Annotated in this window: 10 protein-coding genes and 1 tRNA gene; 3 read left to right on the top strand and 8 right to left on the bottom strand. The window is 56.2% G+C overall.

The genetic code is table 11. The features are described from left to right. The 4 genes from H8E27_01535 to H8E27_01520 form a co-directional block, all read right to left on the bottom strand. Positions 1-2,235 (bottom strand): VWA domain-containing protein, encoded by a 2,235-nt coding sequence (locus tag H8E27_01535; protein MBC8324295.1) that lies wholly within the window; start codon positions 2,233-2,235, stop codon positions 1-3. Next, positions 2,235-4,346, bottom strand: coding sequence for a BatA domain-containing protein (locus H8E27_01530; GenBank protein MBC8324294.1), 2,112 nt, complete (start codon positions 4,344-4,346; stop codon positions 2,235-2,237). Before H8E27_01530 ends, H8E27_01535 begins: the two co-directional genes overlap by 1 nt. Then, on the bottom strand, positions 4,343-5,170 hold the full coding sequence (locus H8E27_01525; GenBank protein ID MBC8324293.1) for a DUF58 domain-containing protein: 828 nt from the start codon (positions 5,168-5,170) through the stop codon (positions 4,343-4,345). Before H8E27_01525 ends, H8E27_01530 begins: the two co-directional genes overlap by 4 nt. Before the next feature lie 110 nt (positions 5,171-5,280). Continuing rightward, positions 5,281-6,300 (bottom strand): AAA family ATPase, encoded by a 1,020-nt coding sequence (locus H8E27_01520; protein MBC8324292.1) that lies wholly within the window; start codon positions 6,298-6,300, stop codon positions 5,281-5,283. 452 nt (positions 6,301-6,752) lie between these two features. Here H8E27_01520 and H8E27_01515 point away from each other — a divergent pair, with 452 nt between their 5' ends. Continuing rightward, positions 6,753-12,842, top strand: coding sequence for a hypothetical protein (locus H8E27_01515; GenBank protein ID MBC8324291.1), 6,090 nt, complete (start codon positions 6,753-6,755; stop codon positions 12,840-12,842). Positions 12,843-12,892: 50 nt separating this feature from the next. Here the strand turns inward: H8E27_01515 and H8E27_01510 are convergent, their stop codons facing one another. The 3 genes from H8E27_01510 to H8E27_01500 are packed head-to-tail and all read right to left on the bottom strand — an operon-like array spanning position 12,893 to position 16,535. After that, entirely contained in the window at positions 12,893-14,569 is a 1,677-nt protein-coding gene (locus H8E27_01510; protein MBC8324290.1) for a hypothetical protein, read from the bottom strand. Positions 14,570-14,584: 15 nt separating this feature from the next. Further along, positions 14,585-15,130 carry a hypothetical protein gene (locus tag H8E27_01505; GenBank protein MBC8324289.1) on the bottom strand — a complete coding sequence of 182 codons (546 nt, stop codon included), beginning with the start codon at positions 15,128-15,130 and terminating at the stop codon, positions 14,585-14,587. Positions 15,131-15,182: 52 nt separating this feature from the next. Then, positions 15,183-16,535 carry a tetratricopeptide repeat protein gene (locus H8E27_01500; GenBank protein ID MBC8324288.1) on the bottom strand — a complete coding sequence of 451 codons (1,353 nt, stop codon included), beginning with the start codon at positions 16,533-16,535 and terminating at the stop codon, positions 15,183-15,185. A 126-nt stretch (positions 16,536-16,661) separates the two neighbouring features. On the opposite strand from H8E27_01500, the gene H8E27_01495 reads away from it, so the two are divergent. Next, positions 16,662-16,746, top strand: a tRNA-Leu gene (locus H8E27_01495). Between the two features lie 9 nt (positions 16,747-16,755). Here H8E27_01495 and H8E27_01490 read toward each other — a convergent pair. Beyond that, positions 16,756-17,328: a tRNA-(ms[2]io[6]A)-hydroxylase gene (locus H8E27_01490; protein ID MBC8324287.1), complete on the bottom strand. Its 573-nt coding sequence runs from the start codon at positions 17,326-17,328 to the stop codon at positions 16,756-16,758. Positions 17,329-17,413: 85 nt separating this feature from the next. On the opposite strand from H8E27_01490, the gene H8E27_01485 reads away from it, so the two are divergent. Beyond that, positions 17,414-17,761 (top strand): cupin domain-containing protein, encoded by a 348-nt coding sequence (locus H8E27_01485; GenBank protein MBC8324286.1) that lies wholly within the window; start codon positions 17,414-17,416, stop codon positions 17,759-17,761. Positions 17,762-17,763: the final 2 nt, after the last annotated feature.

Genomic DNA, 17,763 nt, shown 5'->3' with positions numbered 1-17,763 from the left:
CTAAATCAGTCCTAAAATCTTACGTGACACCCAGTAAACTGCAAGCAGTAATAACACGCCCCCACCCCACCAAGGGTTACTCCATAGACGGAAACGGCGGGTCTTTTCCTCATTTTCAGCTACCACGGAAATTTCGCTGATTAATTTCTGCAAATCCGCGATGCCGCCGCTTTGGCCACCGGTACGTTGAGAAATTTCGCTCAACACTTTCGTGTTGGCGGGTTGGCCGATTTTTTCAAGCGTGGGTTTGTCGACCACGATTTCCGCATCTAATTTTTGACTGCCGCTTGGGCTGTATAAATTCAATGAATATGCCCCACCCTGAGGCACGGCCATTTTGGTTTTGAACACCCCCCAGCCCCCCTCAATCGCGGTGAACTCCAAGTCGCTTGTGCTGCCATCGGGCGCCGTAATGCGCGCGCGCACGTCCGGAGCCGTGGTCCCGCCGGATAGATCCAGCATGGTGGCCTGCAAAAACACTTCATCACCCACCTTGGGATTCTCCGGGCTGAAGGTCAGGCGCATCCCCTGCCCTTGCGCCATTTTGCGCTTGTGCGCCATCCAACGCACTACCTGACCCCAGAACCGATAGTGATACAAATCTTCTACTCCGCGTCGCCAACGCCAGGCGGCATCGGTGCCCATAAAGAGCACTTCGCCGGCGCCAAAGGGCTGGGTGACCAGCACCGGCAAATAGCCATATTGGTTGCGCTTGGTAGAATGGGTGGCCAAGACGCTGGATCTCGGTCGCGCGCGCTCCACCGGTGCACACCAAAAGAAGCCGGGCAACGTTTTCCAAATTGCCTCATTCATCCCTTCATCCGCCTTGAGCATCGTTAAGAAATGCCCGCGCCCGGTGGAGGTCAATTTGAAATGTGACTCACTGGGAATGTAATGACCTTCGGTGTTCGTCGGACTCAACGACACGGGCATAAGCTCGCCAATGGGATGATCGACCATCGAATGATGGCGCCCGCGTTGACCGGGCAAAAATACGAGCCCGCTTCCCTGATGCTCCACTAAACCGCGCAGCAATTCGCACTGTTCCTTGGTAAGTTCCTTGTCGCCCAAACCGACATCCCCAAGAAACACCACATCAAAACGGCTCAACTGTTCGCGTGTATCCGGGAAACGCCCAATGTAATTTGGACCCGTTCCCGGTCCCAACTCCGGATGCAGCAGCAGCACGCTTAGCTCCACACCCGGATCCCGCATCAGCGCGTTGCGCAGGAATCGGTACTCCCAGCGTGGGTAACTTTCCACGACCAACACGTTGAGTTTTTCCGTGCGCACTGAAAGATGGAACGTTTGGCGATTGTTGTCTTCGAGCAATTCCTTTTCCAAACCGCTCTGCCAAACCGGTAACGTCAGCGTCAACGTGTAGTCCCCCAAATCATGCGGAGCCCATACCAGCGAATCATGCACCTGCCCGAATGCGGGGATGGTGATTTGCTTCGCGATACTCACCGCTGCGCCGCGCGAGCTGGTGAGCCGCACCTGTGTTTTTACCGCCACCGGCAAATGGCTTCGCACGCGGAAGGGGATAGAAATTTGCTCGCCCAGCAGCCCGAAGGTGGGCGGATTCACCGATTCGAGCACCAAATCTTTCTGCGCCCGATCGCTGCCCACCGAGAGGGTGTACACTGGCACTTTTTTCGCGCCCAGACGCATCGCGGCCTGTTGTGGTGGGTCGCCAAAATTCCAATCGCCATCGCCGAGCATGAACACCGCTTTGAGGTTCTTGATGTTCTTTCGGGTGCGTGTCAGGTTCAGCGCGTTTGACATGTCGGTGCCATCCGCAATTCCCGTTCCGGCATTGGTCGCACTCATCCCAAAATCCTGTACGTGCACGATTGCTTTGCCCTCAAGCGCTTTCCAAAAATTAGTTTTGATTTGCTCGGCCAACCATTCCTCACGGGTGATGACATCGTGTTGCCCGAGCTTCACATCGCGGGTGGTCATACTGGAGGAAACGTCTTTGAGGATGACCACTTCCGGTTGATCTTCGCTTTGGGTAACGCTGATAAATTCCGGACGGCAGAGCGTGAATAGAATCATCGCCATGATCACCACGCGCAATGATTCCAACGCCGCCACACTTTTACCGCCACGGCGACGCCAGTTGCTCCAACTCACCCAAACCGTGACTGCCATCACCAATAAACAAAACGGCAACACCCAGCCGGAGGTGTCCAGCGTTTGAAACGTCCAATCACTTAAATTCACGTTGTCCATTATTTTGCCTCTGCAGTCACTTTGCCCGTAGTGGGTCGGCTGATGACCACACGTTCATCCGTGCTCTTGGGCAGAATGAGAAATCCTTCCACTAATAGTGCCACCGCCATCAGGGCGAGGAACCATTTCCAAATTTCCTTGGGATCACCGGCAGTGCCTTCCCGTTTTTCCGAAAAGAGTGCCACCGGCATTTCTCCAAATAAGGCTACCGCCTTATCGCCACCCAGCGAGGGGGCCAAATCCTCACGCTCGGGCCGATTCACGGCCACTACCCGTATACCGAGACGATACACGCCTGCCTCGGTGTTATAATCACGACTCTCGCCTTCCTCGCCACCTACCGAAACCCAGCGCTCACCGGTGCGCGAGGGATCGTCTCCCGCCGATAACATCCGATCGCTGCTAAATCGGCCGGATCCGGCGGCGGCCCCCGCCGTCACCATTCGTTGAAGCATAATCGGCATCACGATCGAAAAATTCAGGCTGCTCCATTGATCGCTTGGCGTGGTTCCAATAAAAATGATCTGCCCTTTGCCGCGCACTTTGCGAACCATAAACGGCTCGGCTTTCCGTTCCGGATTGCTGTCGCGCGCGATGCTTGCCAAAACAATCCCGTCACCCTCAATCGAACGCCGTTGTGAAAAATACAGGCTGTCAATCGGCAGACTGTAGCCCTCTTCGGTGCGCGCGAGGGGGCCTTCGCCTTCTTCCCAGGAAACAACGCGGGGCCCCAAATGGTCGGCTTCGCCCTGGGCGGCCACCATTTCCCGCCAACTCGGATAATCCCGGCCCTGCTCAGTTTGAGTCGCATGCAAGCCCCCCCACCGGATGCCGGCAAATTCCGTGTCACTTTCGACCTGTCCCGGAAAGCAAACCACCATGCCGCCGGAATCCGCATAGGCCAGCAATGCCTTGGCGACGTCGCCCTCGGGCAACGCGCCCTGCCACAATACCATCGCATGACCCGACCATTCGGCCTCTGCACGACCCACCACAGGAATCGCCTGGCTGACTTGGTTAATGTTGGCCGGGTTGGGCGCAGCCGCCATTTGCAGGAAGCGACTGACGTAGGAATCCTCCGCGGTCACCGCTGTGCTTGCGCGCCCGTGGCTACCGTAAACGAAATAGCTGCGGTTATCGCGTGAGTTATCGTCATCCGGAATTTCCACCCAACCCCAACCCCCTTGGGCGGGATTGTCAATCGGCAGTTTCACGTATTGCGTGTGGCGGGTGCCTTCCAGCTTAAAATCTAAATCCACCGTGCGCGATTCGGTGCCAAGATGAATCGTCACCGGCACAATCAATTCCGCGCCCTCAGATTGGTCGCGCAGTACTTCCACTTCCAGTTGCAATTCCGCTTGCTCGCCTTCGTCATGCAGTTGCACCTCCTGAACTCGCACTGAATTGTTGCTTGCCAGTGGCTCATCCATGGCCAACAACCTTACCCTAACTTTTTGCGGTAACCCCTCGAAGTTGCTGGCCAATTGTTTCCAGCGTTCCTTTGAGGCCGGATCCCAGTTGCTTTCCTGCAAGTCGGAGGCAATCCAAATCTCACCGGTGCCGGGGGTTTCGGTTTCAAACCATTTCTGCGCTGTCTCCAGTTGCGAAGCTAAATCCGAAGCGGTATCATTCACTCCACCTTTCATCATATTTTTTAAGGCCTCCAAACTTTCCACCTCCTGTACATAGGTGGAGGTGCCGTCCATAAATGCGATTCGCGTGCCATCGTCAAACTTCTCTATTCCTTTGAGGATCAACTCACGGGATTTTTCGAGGCGCGATTCACCATCCACGCGCCCGTCCATACTCGGCGAACGATCCAGCAACACCACCACCACATCCGGTTTGCCCGACATCATTCCTCCCATCCAGCTCCCACCCAGCGGACGGCTGAGCGCGAAGAGCAGCATAAACACCGCCAGCATCCGAAAGAGCAGCACCAGCCATTGGCGCAGCTTCGCGTAGCGGGTGGATTTGCGGTTGGCCACGCGTAAAAACATCATCGCCGCCCACGGCAGTTTGCGATGGCGCAGCCGGTTGAATAAGTGAATAAGCACCGGCAAAAACACCAGCGGCAGGCCCCATAAAATAAGTGGATTTAGAAACGTCATGCGCGGCCTTTGGCGAGCATCTCGCGGTCGACCAGGAAGTCGGCAAGGATGGTGTCATAGGGTTGATCGGTGCTCACGCGCCGGTAGTCGGCGTTGTGTTTGTTGCAGCCTTCGTGAATTTTGGTGAGGTATTCCTGCACGGCCTCAAGGTACGGCTCACGGATAATCTCCGGCTCAGCCAGCAACACGTCGCTGCCTTCCATATCCTGAAAACGAATAGGCCGGTCGAGATCCAAATCCAGCTCCAACGGATCCAGCAAATGGAACAGCGCGAAGTCGTGTTTCTGAAAATGCAAATGCTCAAAGCAGTTGAGCAGCTCATCCACATCGCAGAAGCAATCAGAAATAATAATCACCAACGCGCGTTGGCGAATGCGTTCGGCGAATTGATGCAGTTCCTGCACGAGGCCGGTTTCGTTTTGTGTCTTGGCTTTGGCCAAGGTGTCGAAGATGTGCTTGAGGTGCAGCGGGTTCCGGCGCGGCGGGATGTCCGAGGCCACGCCGTTATCGAAGAGCTGCAAGCCCACCGCATCGCCTTGATGCGAAAGCATATAACTCAGCGTGGCGGCGATCTTGCGCGCGTAGTCGAATTTCCGCATCCCCTTTTCGCCGAAGGCCATACTGGCGCTGCAGTCCACTACGATATAGCAACGCAAATTGGTGTCCGCCTCGAATTCGCGAATGAAGTAGCGATCCGTGCGCGCGAGCACCCGCCAATCCAACAGGCGCGGGTCATCGCCCGGCACATATTTGCGATACTCGGCGAACTCCACGCTGGAGCCGCGGTACGGGCTTTTGTGATGACCGACGATGTTGCCCACCATCGGCTGGCGCGCATGCAAAAATTGCCCGCTCAGGCGACCAAGCACATCACCGTCAAGAATTTCGCTGTAAGCGTCCTGTTCCAAAATGGTGGGGCCGGTTTGGAACCGGTTTACTGGGTGGCCATTGCCGCTTCCTTGTCGGCAATGTTCTCGAGCAGTTTATCGATGACAAACGCGCTGTCCACGCCTTCGCTTTGCGCCTGGAAGTTGGTGAGGATCCGATGGGAAAGCACCGAGTGCGCCACCGCTTCCACGTCTTCCCAACCGACCACATAACGTCCCTGCAACACCGCGTGCGCTTTGGCACCGCGGACGAGATACTGCACCGCGCGCGGGCCGGAACCCCAGGTGACCCATTTCTGAATCCACTCGGGCGCGTCTTCCGCCTTCGGCCGCGTCAGGCGCACCATATCCACCACATCATCATAAACGTGATCCGGTACCGGCACACGCTCCACAAGACTTTGGTAAGTTTGCAGCGTGGGGCCATCGATCACCTCGGTCAAATCTGCCGTGTGTGTGCCGGTGGTTTCGCGGGCAATGCGGCGCTCCTCTTCCACGCTCGGATAATCCACTTGGATGAGAAACATAAAGCGGTCCAACTGCGCCTCGGGCAATGGATACGTGCCCTCCTGTTCGATTGGGTTTTGCGTGGCCAACACGAAGAACGGCTGCGGCAAAGCACGGTGCTCGCCGCCGGTGGTCACACGATGCTCCTGCATCGCCTCCAAAAGCGCGCTCTGCGTCTTCGGCGGCGTCCGGTTAATTTCATCCGCCAACACGATGTTCGCAAAGATCGGGCCCTTCACGAATTCAAACTCGCGACGCCCCGCTTCGCCTTCCTGCAAAATCTCTGTGCCCGTAATATCACTCGGCATTAAATCCGGCGTGAACTGAATCCGGCTAAACTGCAGGCTCATGATTTTGGACAGCGAGTTGACCATCAACGTCTTCGCCAAGCCCGGCACGCCCATCAACAAGCTGTGCCCGCGCGAGAGGATACAGATGAGCATTTGCTCCACCACTTTATCCTGACCAATAATGATCTTCGCCATCTCAGCCCGCATGCCGCCATACTGCTCACGCAGTTGATCGACCGCTTTTTTGTCCTCGTCAGAAACCTGATTCATGCCACCGCCAGAATTCGGGACATCCGCGTCAAGAAGGGTTTGTTTGTGCATAAAAATATACCTGTGCTGTTGTTGGACGGCGACCCTAGCGGAAACCTCCCCCAAGGCAACGCAAAATCATCAGGAACCTCAAATCCCACAAGAGATAGGATTTTCAATGATCATTGATTAATCACCAAGGCCCAATGACCAAATCCCAAGGAAGTCTCAAATCACAAAAACCAATCTGGGGCTTGGTGATTGATCATTCCTTTGGTTTTGGGTTTTGGTCATTGGGAATTCCCACTTGGCGCCTTGACGGTTCAATCTCCCTACCCACCCGCCCGGGCTACATTTGGAGTTGCCATCGCCTTCACTTTGCTTACCCTTTCTATATAGTCGTTTGGCGGAGTAAGCTTGAGCCTTGTGCCGTCCAACCCCCCATTAGTTGCAAAACTGGATCAACTGTTCTTATGAAAAAACTCATTGCTTCTCTGGCCCTCGTGGTCGTCGCTATCACACTCATCAATGCTGCGGATCCGCCCGCCAATCTCTCCAAAGCCCAAAACTGGAAGGCCTACGATGCCGCACTCAAGAAGGGGCTGCCCAAAACGGCCATCACGCATCTGGAACCGATCATCGCGCAGACCTTGCGCGACAAGGATTACGCCGAGGCCATCAAGGCGATTGGCAAAAAGATGGCGCTCGAGAGCAACATCCAAGGCAACAAAGCGCAGGAGAAAATTCGACGGATGGAGGCCGAGATCACCCAAGCGCCCGCCGCGATGAAGCCGGTGATGGAGGCGATTCTCGCCAATTGGTACTGGCATTATTTCCAGCAAAACCGCTGGCGCTTCGTGCAACGCACCCAATCGGGCAGCGCGAATGGTAAAGATTTTGAGACGTGGGATCTCCCGCGCATTTTCACGGAGATCGACAAGCAATTCACCAAAGCGCTCGCGCACAAAACGGTTCTGCAAAAAACCGCCGTGGCCGATTACAATGAGCTCCTGCAAAAAGGCACGGCGCCCGATAGCTTCCGCCCCACGATGTACGATTTTCTCGTGTACAACGCGCTGCAGTTTTACAGCAGCGGCGAACAAGCCGGCGCCAAGGCGCAGGATGCATTTGAACTGAGCGCCACCGATCCGGTCTTCGACTCCGCTGCGAAATTCATGGCGTGGCAAATCAAGACCACCGACACCGAAAGCCGCACGGTCAAGGCATTGAATCTTTACCGCGACTTGCTTGTGTTCCACAAAAACGACAAAGACAAAAGCGCATACATTGATGCCGATCTTTCGCGCATTAACTTCGGCAAAAACAAAGCCTTCGGCGAAACCAAAAACGATCGCTACCGCGCCGCGCTCAAACGGTTCATCGCCGAATGGGCCGACCACCGCATCTCCGCCCGCGGCCGCTATCATCTCGCCCAATCGCTCGATCAGGAAGGCGACAAAGTGCAGGCCCGCAAGATCGCTCTCCAAGGCGCGAATGCATTTCCCAAAACTCCCGGCGGCGCGCAGTGCCACAATCTCGTTATCCAAATCGAGGCCAAGAGCAGCAACGTCAACATCGAGCGTGTTTGGAATGATCCGCAATCCGAGATCACGATTAAATACCGCAACGTGGACCAAATCCATTTCCGTGTCGTGGCCGAGAATTGGGAAGCAGCCATGAAACGCAAACGCGGCAACCCCAATTGGCTCGACAACAACGAACGCGCCGCTCTGCTCCGCAAGGAAGTCATCAAAGAATGGAGCGTCAAACTGCCGCCCACCACCGACTATCACGAAGCGGTGAAGACCATCAAACCGCCCAAAGGAATGCCGGAAGGATTTTATTATCTCATCAGCAGCCACACCAAAAATTTCACTGCCGCCAATAACGTCTGCTATTACACCAGCTTTTGGGCGAGCGACCTCAGCATCGTCATGCGCCAGCGCAGCGGCAATGGCCTTGTGGAAGGATTTGTGCTTGATGCCAACAGCGGCGAGCCCGTGGCCAACGCCAAGATCCGCGCGTGGTTCCGCGAGCGCAATAACGTTCGCACCGAAGTGGCTCCGACGACTTCCGATGCCAACGGCCATTTCAAATTCCGCGCCGTGCAGCGTGGCTACTTGCTACTCGCCAGCAAAGGAGCCCAACAGCTGAGCACTGCGAATGATTATTACAACCACGGTCGCATCCACAATCCGAACCCGTACGATCGCACAATCTTTTTCACCGACCGCTCGCTCTATCGCCCCGGCCAAACGGTGGAATACAAAGGCCTCTGCATTCACGTCGATCAACACAACGACAACTACCGCACCATCCCGAATTCATTCGTGACGGTCATCTTCCGCGATCGCAATGGCAAAGAGGTTTCCCGCCAGCAACATCGCGCCAATGATTACGGCTCGTTCAGCGGCAAGTTCACCGCCCCACGCGATCGCGTGCTGGGTCACATGAGTTTGCAAGTCACCACCGGCCCGCGCGGCAATGCTTCCATCAATGTGGAGGAATACAAGCGGCCCAAATTCCAAGTGGAACTCGACGCCCCCCAAACCGCTGGCAAACTCAGCGGCGAAGTCGCCCTCATCGGCAAGGCCACCGGCTACACCGGCGCGGCCATCAACGATGCGAAAGTGAAATGGCGCGTGGTCCGCGAGGTGCGTTATCCCGTGTGGTGGGGCTGGCACTATTGGTGGCGCCCCATGCCCCAGGGCAAGACGCAGGAAATCGCTCACGGCACCGCCACCACCAAAGCCAATGGCGCGTTTGATGTGAAGTTCATCGCCAAGCCGGACCTCAGCGTTGCGGCCAAGGACGAGCCGACCTTCCGTTACACCATCCACGCGGACGTCACCGATACCACCGGCGAAACCCGCAGTGACAGCCACTCCATCAACCTCGGCTACACCGCGCTGAAAGCCAGCGTGTCCGCCGCCGATTGGCAGGTGCAAGGCAAGGACACCGCGATTAGCATTAGCACCACGTCACTCGACGGCATCGGCCAACGCGCCGAAGGCACCCTGAAATTGTACGCGCTGAAACAACCCGCCAACGTCGAGCGCGCCAAGCTCGTCAACCCGCGCCACGTGATGCCTCATCGTCACGGCCGGTTTGCGCCGGAGTTTGTGCCCGCGCCGGATTCTTCGAATGTCAATTCGTGGGAACTCGGCAAGGTCGTCGCCGAAAAAGGCTTCACCACCGACGCGAGCGGACAAGCGAGTTTTAACTTCAAACTCAACGAAGGCGCGTACCGCGTGATCCTCGAAACACAGGATCGCTTTGGCAAAAAAGTCACCGCGCGTTCCCCCATCCAAGTACTCAACCCGCAAGCGGCAAAGCTCGGCATCCGTGTGCCGCACGTGCTCAAGTCGCCCACGTGGAACGTCGAGCCGGGCAACGAGTTTATGGCCTTGTGGGGCAGCGGCTACGGCCAGGCCCGCGCGTACATCGAGATCGAACATCGCCGCAAAATTCTCCAAAGCTTCTGGACCGAACGCGGCCTCACACAGTTCGCCATCAAACAAGCGGTGAACGAAGCGATGCGCGGCGGCTTCACGCTACACGTCACGATGGTGCGTGAAAATCGCGCGTACCTCAGCAGCCGCAAGATCAATGTGCCCTGGACCAATAAAAATCTCACCGTCAAGTGGGAGCATTTCACGGATAAACTGCAGCCCGGCCAAAAGGAAAAATGGACCGCCGTCATCACCGGTTCCAACGCCGAAAAAGCCGTCGCCGAAATGGCCGCCGTGCTATACGACGAAAGCCTCGACCAATTCAAACCGCACCAATGGCAGCAGGACCTCAACGTGTTCCGGCAGGATTACGCCCAGTTGAGCCAACGTTTTGAAAACAGCGCCAAAGGCCTCAACCATCTGCACGGCCAATGGACCCGCCCCAGCCATCACAACGTGAGCCACAACTACCGTAGCTTCCCCCGCGAAATCACCGCAAATCTTTATGGTTATGGTTACTACGGCGCCAAGAGAGCGTCGGCCTTCCGTGGTGGGCGCCCGGAAATGGCGATGAATGCCGCAATGGGCGCACCCGGCGTAGCCGCCCCCCAAATGGCAATGCGCAAAGCCGCTGGCGGAATGGCCGAAGCTGATGGCGCCGCGATGGAAGGCGCCGGCGGCGGCTTTGCAGATAAAAAGCGTGACAAAGAAGCCAAGGACGAAGGCGGAGGCGCAGCCTCCACTGGGCCGAACCTCGACCAAGTGACCGCCCGTAAAAACCTCAACGAAACCGCCTTTTTTATGCCGCACATTGTGGCCAATAAAAAAGGCGAGGTACGTTTGGAATTCTCCATGCCCGAGGCACTCACTAAATGGAAGTTTATGGGCTTCACGCACGACAACGAATTACGCAGCGGTTTCCTCAGCGGCAGCACGGTGACCGCCAAGGATATTATGGTGCAGCCTAACCCACCGCGTTTCCTGCGCGAGGGCGATCAACTGGAGTTCACCGTGAAGGTCAGCAATATGACCGACAAAGAGGCCACCGGCAAAGTGCGCCTTACCTTCGCCGACGCGCTCACGAATGATCCGGTCGATGATCAACTCGGCAATGCCGATCTCGATCAGAAATTCATCGTGCCCGCCAAGCAAAGTAAAACGTACAGCTGGCGCATCACCGTGCCGGATGACCTCGGCTTCCTCACTTACAAAGCCGTGGGCGGCACGGACACCGTCACCGATGGCGAGCAAGGCTTCCTGCCCGTACTCAGCCGCCGCATCTTTGTGACCGAAAGCCTGCCGCTCCCCATTCGCGGCGCGAAGACCAAGGAATTCAAGTTCGGCAAACTCATCGGCTCCGGCGCGAGCGATACCATCAAGCACGAGCGTTACACCGTGCAAATGGTTTCCAACCCCAACTGGTACGCGGTGATGGCGCTGCCGTACCTAATGGAGAGCCCCCACCCCAGCACCATGAGCACCTTTACGCGCTTGTACGCCAACGGCCTCGCGCGCCACATCGCCAACAGCGATCCGCGCATCCGCGGCGTGTTTGATCAATGGCGCAATACACCGGCGCTCGATAGCCCGTTGGAGAAAAATCAGGACCTCAAATCCGTGATGCTCGAAGAAACCCCGTGGCTGCGCCAAGCCAAAAGTGAAAGTCAGGCGCGCCGCAATGTGGGCATTCTCTTCGAGGACAAACGCCTCACCGCCGAAACGCAAATGTCCATCCGTAAGCTGCGCGAAACCCAGTTTGCCGACGGCGCGTGGCCGTGGATGCCCGGCGGGCGTCCCAGCGATTACATCACGCTCTACATCACCACCGGCTTCGGCCGGATGCGCGCGATGAATGTGGATATCGATGCGAACATGGCCATCAAAGCCGTCAACCGCCTCGACAATTGGATCCATCGCACCTACCTCGAGATCAAAAAACACGGCAACCTCGAACGCAACAACCTGTCCTCAATAATCGCGCAGTATCTCTATTGCCGCTCCTTCTTCCTGAAAGACCGCCCCATCGCCGCACAACATCGTGTGGCCATCGAATACTTCATCAATCAAGCGGTAAAAACTGAGAAAGACGGCACGCAATACTTCCTGCGCTTGCCGCGAATGAATCAGGCGCAAGTGGCCATCGCGATGGATCGCATCGGCAAATTCCAGAAAAAAGCAAACTACAACGGACTCGCCAAGCTCATCATTAAATCCATCAAGGAACGCTCCGTGTCCAATGAGGAAATGGGGCTCTTCTGGCGCGATCTCGAGCACAGCCATTGGTGGTACCGCGCACCCATCGAAACGCAGGCGATGATGATCGAAGCCTTCCACGAAGTGACGCAGGATTTCGATGCGCTCGAGGACGCCAAAGTTTGGCTGCTCAAGCAAAAGCAAACGCAGGATTGGAAGACCACCAAAGCCACCGCCGACGCGTGCTACGCGCTGCTGCTGCAAGGCGCCAACCCGCTCATCAGCGATGCGCTCGTAGAAGTCACCGTGGGCGACCACAAGATCGAGCCCAAGAACGTCGAAGCCGGCACCGGCTTTTACGAGCATCGGTTCCTCGGAAGCGACGTGAAGCCCAGCTACGGAAACATCAAGCTCACCAAACATGACGAAGGCGTCGCGTGGGGCAGCGTGCACTGGCAATACATGGAAGACATTTCCAAAGTCACCCCGCACGAAGACACCCCGCTGAAGCTCACCAAGCAGCTCTTCACCAAGGTCAACACCCCGAAAGGCCCGCAGCTCAAACCCATCAGCGGCGGCCTCAAAAGTGGTGATGAACTGGTCGTGCGCCTCGTACTCCGCACCGATCGCGATATGGAATATGTCCACATGAAAGACCAACGCGGCAGCGGCACCGAGCCCACCAACGTGCTCAGCAACTACAAGTATCAAGACGGCCTCGGGTACTACCACATGACCCGCGACACCGCCTCGCACTTCTACATCGACTACCTACCCAAAGGCGTTTACGTCTTCGAGTACAACATCCGTGTGCAGCACAAAGGCCAATATCAAAGCGGCATCGCCAACATTCAATGCCTCTACGCGCCTGAATTCAACAGCCACTCCGCCAGCCACAAGCTATCGGTGAAGAATTAGAAAAAAGAAAAACAATCAACCCAAAGGCCGGGAGCAATCCCGGCCTTTTTTTATTTGCCCTTAACCGCCCGCAGCTCTTCCAGTTCAGCGAACGGAACGCTCACTTTGCCCACCGTCGGATCATCGACCTCCACACTCCCTTTTTCCAATTTGAAACGGCGTGCGAAAAGCAGCGACCCATCTTCCAGACGTATTTCAAACTTCGCACTACGCGGTGGCTTGGTGGCAATTTTGCCCAGCACCAATGCGATGACCTCGCCTCGCCCGTACACTTTGATGCCAAACAACACCGAGTTAAGCGTCATCCAATTAGCATTGAGCTCCTGCAATTCACCTTCAATAAAATCACCATTCGCCAGCAACACCCCTTTTCGCTGCGCCTCCAAGCGCGCGAGGTGACGCTCCGGCACAGGCTTGAGCACAATACGCGCCACGTTCACGGTGGACATCTGCGCCGGAAAACTACCCTCTCCAAACCGCACCGCCGAATCATCCGCCATAGCCACGGCGGCGGCCACGCGAGACCCCCCCCAGGAAAACACGCCAAGCATTTGCGATTCCTCCATCTCGCCGCCTTCCAACTGCGCTGGAATCGGTGGTTGAAAAAAAGGAAATGTCGCGTCGCCGCCCAGCACCGACTCTTGCATCGATTTACTGACCCACGAAGCCTTCAGGCGACCGCCGCCCGTACGATGCACCGATTCGATCCGCAAATTATAGCGCCTGCCGCGTTCCAGCGGCGCGGTACCCGTAAATGATTGCAATGTGCGATTGGAAAGCTGATTCACCACCAAACGCCCGTCCACCCATAGCCGCACACCTTCATCAGTTTCCACTTTGAACGTGTACTCCTCTGTGTGCGTGGCCTTCAATTGTCCCGTCCATCGCACGCTGTAATTTTTATCCGCAAACTCCTTGGGCGGCTTCACTGCAGCGAAATCAAGCTTCGAATCAATCGCCAGCACGGCATCGCCATAAAAAAACCGGTTTTGATAATACGATCCCAGAAACCCGTGCTGCCCCACAAGGCCCTTCGGTGCGCGCTCGGCGGGCACAGCGGGATACAATTGCCGCAACGGAATCGGCCCTGCCTGAAACCCCGGCCCCTGCCAATGAATCCGCGCGCTGGCTTCGCCGTAGTTATCAAAAAACTCAAATGAAAAAGGAACCCGCTTGCCGCCTTGCAGCGTCACCTTTCCCCGTTCGCGGAACCCCGCCAGCGCCTCCATCCGCCCCACCTCCAGTGTGCCCACTTTTAATTTCCCACCATCATTGGCCAGCAACGTGAACGTGTATTCGCCCGTCACCGGTGCTTCCAATTCGCCACTCCAACGCACTGAAAAATAATCGCGCGGCAAATCGAATACCGGATTATTGGAACGCCATTGGTGGTCGATGGTTTCGTCCAGCCGATAAATCACGCGCCCTTTGAAATTCGGCCGGTCGTGATACGCCGCCAACAATCCTCGCCCCTTGCCGGCCATCGGCGCGCCTTGTGCGATTTGATCCGAATTCAACGGAGGATCGAACGTGGCCGTCAATACATCCGCCAGCGCGATGAGCTTCCGATTGCCCTTCGCCGGCCCCACGCTTAAATGATCCGCATTCGCAAACTGCACGAGACCCGTAAAGCCCTGGCCATCCTTGGTGGTCACCGTGCCGGCCATCGCACAACAAGCCGCGAAGGCCAGAAGCGCGCCTCCAAGTCGTTTGGAAAATAATTTCATGCGGGGATGAGACGCTTACTTCTTCAATCCGCTCTCAATCATTTTTTTGAAATCCGCCCGGGCGGTTTCCACGGTGGCTTTGGGGCCGGTTAATTTGACAAAAATATAGCCCGGCTTTGTGCCCAAAACGGCGGCGGTCATCCCGTAATCTTTCTTGGGCACTTTGGCTCCGCCGAAGGGCGGCCCGCTCATGAAGGTGCCTTCAGCAAACAAATACACCACCGGCGTTTCGCCGTGTTTGGCTTCTTCAGTCTTGATGACCGGTTTGGGATCGGGTGCAAATTGGCCCACCCAACGCCGCAAATTCGCCTGTGCGCCACCCGCCTGACCGGGCCCAAAATAAAAGAACACGCACTCCGCCGCATCAGTTTTCGCCTTTCCCGGCACGGTGAATTGCGCCGCACGCATTCGGCTGGCGGTCGGTGTGCTCTTCCATTTCGCGGGCGCGGTAAAGGATTGCACGCTCACTTTAAAGACCACCGGTTTGGCAGTATCATCGGCGAAGCCATTAAAGCCCGCCCACAACGGCGCGGCCAGAATCATTCGAATTAGGAATTTCATATCGCCCCTTCCCTAACTGAAAATGCCCCGTGCGTCAACGGCTCGGGCTACTTTACATATACCCACTCTCGACCTTGGCGGCCACATCACGGTAGCCAATATCCACTTCGTAAATGCTTTTGAACTGCTCCATTGCCTCGGATATTTTACCGATCTCTTCGTACACGCAGCCGAGGTGGTAAACCATTTCCTTCTTCTGATCATCCATTGCGGATTTTTCCTGCAGGCCTTTCTCGAACATACTCACCGCCATGTCGTGCATGCCGCGTTGCAGAAAACATTGGCCCAGGTAACTCAGCGAGCGCAGCCGATGGCCCGGGCTGTTTTGCGCGCGTTGAAAAGCCTGGATGGCCTCGTTCACATCGCCTGCTCGAAAGAGCCATTCGCCCAGCTCAAATCGAAACTCCAGCATGGTGGGGTAACGCTCGGCGCGCTTCCGGCAATTCTCCAGCATAAAGGCATCGCGCTCCTCGATGAGCCGCGCGTGCTCAGCGGCCTCGTGCGGGTCATCAGGATTGAGCTGTCGCAACTCAAATTCAAAACGCGCCTCATGGGCTTCCGCAATGGCTTTGTCGATGGCCGAATCTCCAACCGGATTTTTTTCCAACACCCAGTCATAATATTCAAATGCTCGGTCAAAATCATGCCGCTCCACGTACAGCCGCGCGATATCCACCGCGAGTTTATAGTTTTCCGGCTCGTCCTGCAGCGTTTCCTCCATGTAATAAATCTTTTCCTCCAACACATCCTCGGAAGTGTAATCGCTGGGAGCCGACTCACTCTCCTCTTCGTCATCCTCCATCATCTTTTCGTAACCACCACGATAAATCGTCGCCTTTGCCGCAGTGTCTCGGTACGCCTGTTGAAGATAAATATCATCCGGATTCAACCGTGACAATTGCGCCATCACCTGCTCCGCCTGATCATAATCTCCAAGCATTTCTAATGCGTCGGCCAATTCCTGTGTCAACTTATTGTCCTTGGGATTTACCCGTTTGAGCAGTTGCAAGGAGGAGATCAACGTCTGCGGATAATTTAACGCTTTTGAGGCATCCACAATCACCCGATGCCCCGAAGCGTTTTCAGGATCCGCGCATAAGATTTTCTCTGCGTGCGCCAGCGCGCCAAAATTATTTTTTTTACTCAACGCCAACTTTGCCTGCGCCAAGTGATGCGCCGTTGTCGCGACCGCCGCCATCTTGGCCATCCGCCCCGCATTCGCGTGCTTTTTCATCTGCGCAGCGCGCAGTGCCATCCGGCACTCGAAAAACGACGGATCCTGCACCAGCGCCATGCACAGCAATTCCATCGCGTAGTCAAAATTCTTCTTCTCGACACAGTCATAACCCTTTTCCCAGAGCTGACGCACCTCCCCGCCTACGGCTGTATGATCCCTTTCCGACATAGATTATAAATAACTCTTCCTTCCCTACCGGCACGATATGGCAATCTTCACCACAAATCAACCCCGCACTGACCCACAGATTCGCCTTGCCAACACCTCGCCGAAAGGCAATATATCCGCCCCCGTGCGCGAGTGGCGGAATTGGTAGACGCGCTACCTTGAGGTGGTAGTCCTTTCGGGGGTGGAGGTTCGAGTCCTCTCTCGCGCACCATTAATTTCTTTAATGGAGCAACGGCAATTCGTGTGACTGCGTGATCAATTCCGCATCCAAATCTAAAAATGCATCCAGGCGTTCATGCGCCTCCGCATTGTTGATTTTGCAGGCCATGAGCCAGAATTCCGCATAATGGTTGCCTTCGCTGGCCACAAGATTCGCATAAAAATCAGCAAGCGCGGGCTCCGTGTCGCGCAGGGTTTGGGCAAGGATCTGGAATTTCTCGCAACTCCGCCCTTCGACCAATGAAGCGGCGATGAGATGATCAATGACTTGCTCGCGCCGACCTTTGCGGATGAAGCGCATCAGGCCGCTAATCCACGGGCTCGAATGCGGCACTCCAAAGGGCACGCCGCGTTGCTCGAGCAAATCGAGCAGCAAATTGAAATGCTCCAATTCTTCCTGCGCGATGGCGTTGAGCTCGCGAGCGCGTCCGGCCAGCTCGGGATATTTCATCAAGCTCAACGCGCTGGCCGCCGCTTTGCGCTCAAGGTGGCAGTGATCGAGCAACACCGCGTCCAGATTGCCCAGCACTTTGGGCAGCCAAGTTTCGGGGATGGGTTCGCGCCAGAGATGCATTTATTGGATTTACGATTTCAGATTGACGACCTACGATTGAGGCAGAGCCATTCGTCAAACGTCAATCTGAAATCGTAAATCCACAATGTTTCCATTCACCCTCAACGAATCGCAAACCGACTGGCAAACCGGCCCGTACGAAGGCGTGGAACTGAAAATCCTGCGCAAGGATGAAGCCACCGCCGGCGTCACGGTGCTACGGAAATTCCACGCCGGCACCACCGTCCCTGCCCACATCCATCCCGCCGCCAACGAAACAGCCTACGTGCTCAGCGGCGAATGGGAAGAGAGCGGCACAGTGTACACGGCGGGTACATTATTTCACGCTCCCAAAGGCGAAGTCCACGGCCCTCACGTGGCGCGCACAGAAGTGGTGAGCCTCACGATTTTTGATGGGCCGCTCACGGTTAAGAGAATTGAGAGCGCAAGCTAACC

The sequence above is a fragment of the Limisphaerales bacterium genome (assembly GCA_014382585.1).
Classification (GTDB): Bacteria; Verrucomicrobiota; Verrucomicrobiia; order Limisphaerales; family UBA1100; genus JACNJL01.
Note: the sequence above shows the minus strand (reverse complement) of the source record. Positions and strands in the feature narration are given on the sequence as shown.

Bases quoted from the DNA above. Each gene is read 5' to 3' on its own strand.
- H8E27_01535 (MBC8324295.1), bottom strand. From the start codon at position 2,235: ATGGACAACGTGAATTTAAGTGATTGGACGTTTCAAACGCTGGACACC.
- H8E27_01530 (MBC8324294.1), bottom strand. From the start codon at position 4,346: ATGACGTTTCTAAATCCACTTATTTTATGGGGCCTGCCGCTGGTGTTT.
- H8E27_01525 (MBC8324293.1), bottom strand. From the start codon at position 5,170: ATGGTGGGCAACATCGTCGGTCATCACAAAAGCCCGTACCGCGGCTCC.
- H8E27_01520 (MBC8324292.1), bottom strand. From the start codon at position 6,300: ATGAATCAGGTTTCTGACGAGGACAAAAAAGCGGTCGATCAACTGCGT.
- H8E27_01515 (MBC8324291.1), top strand. From the start codon at position 6,753: ATGAAAAAACTCATTGCTTCTCTGGCCCTCGTGGTCGTCGCTATCACA.
- H8E27_01510 (MBC8324290.1), bottom strand. From the start codon at position 14,569: ATGAAATTATTTTCCAAACGACTTGGAGGCGCGCTTCTGGCCTTCGCG.
- H8E27_01505 (MBC8324289.1), bottom strand. From the start codon at position 15,130: ATGAAATTCCTAATTCGAATGATTCTGGCCGCGCCGTTGTGGGCGGGC.
- H8E27_01500 (MBC8324288.1), bottom strand. From the start codon at position 16,535: ATGTCGGAAAGGGATCATACAGCCGTAGGCGGGGAGGTGCGTCAGCTC.
- H8E27_01490 (MBC8324287.1), bottom strand. From the start codon at position 17,328: ATGCATCTCTGGCGCGAACCCATCCCCGAAACTTGGCTGCCCAAAGTG.
- H8E27_01485 (MBC8324286.1), top strand. From the start codon at position 17,414: ATGTTTCCATTCACCCTCAACGAATCGCAAACCGACTGGCAAACCGGC.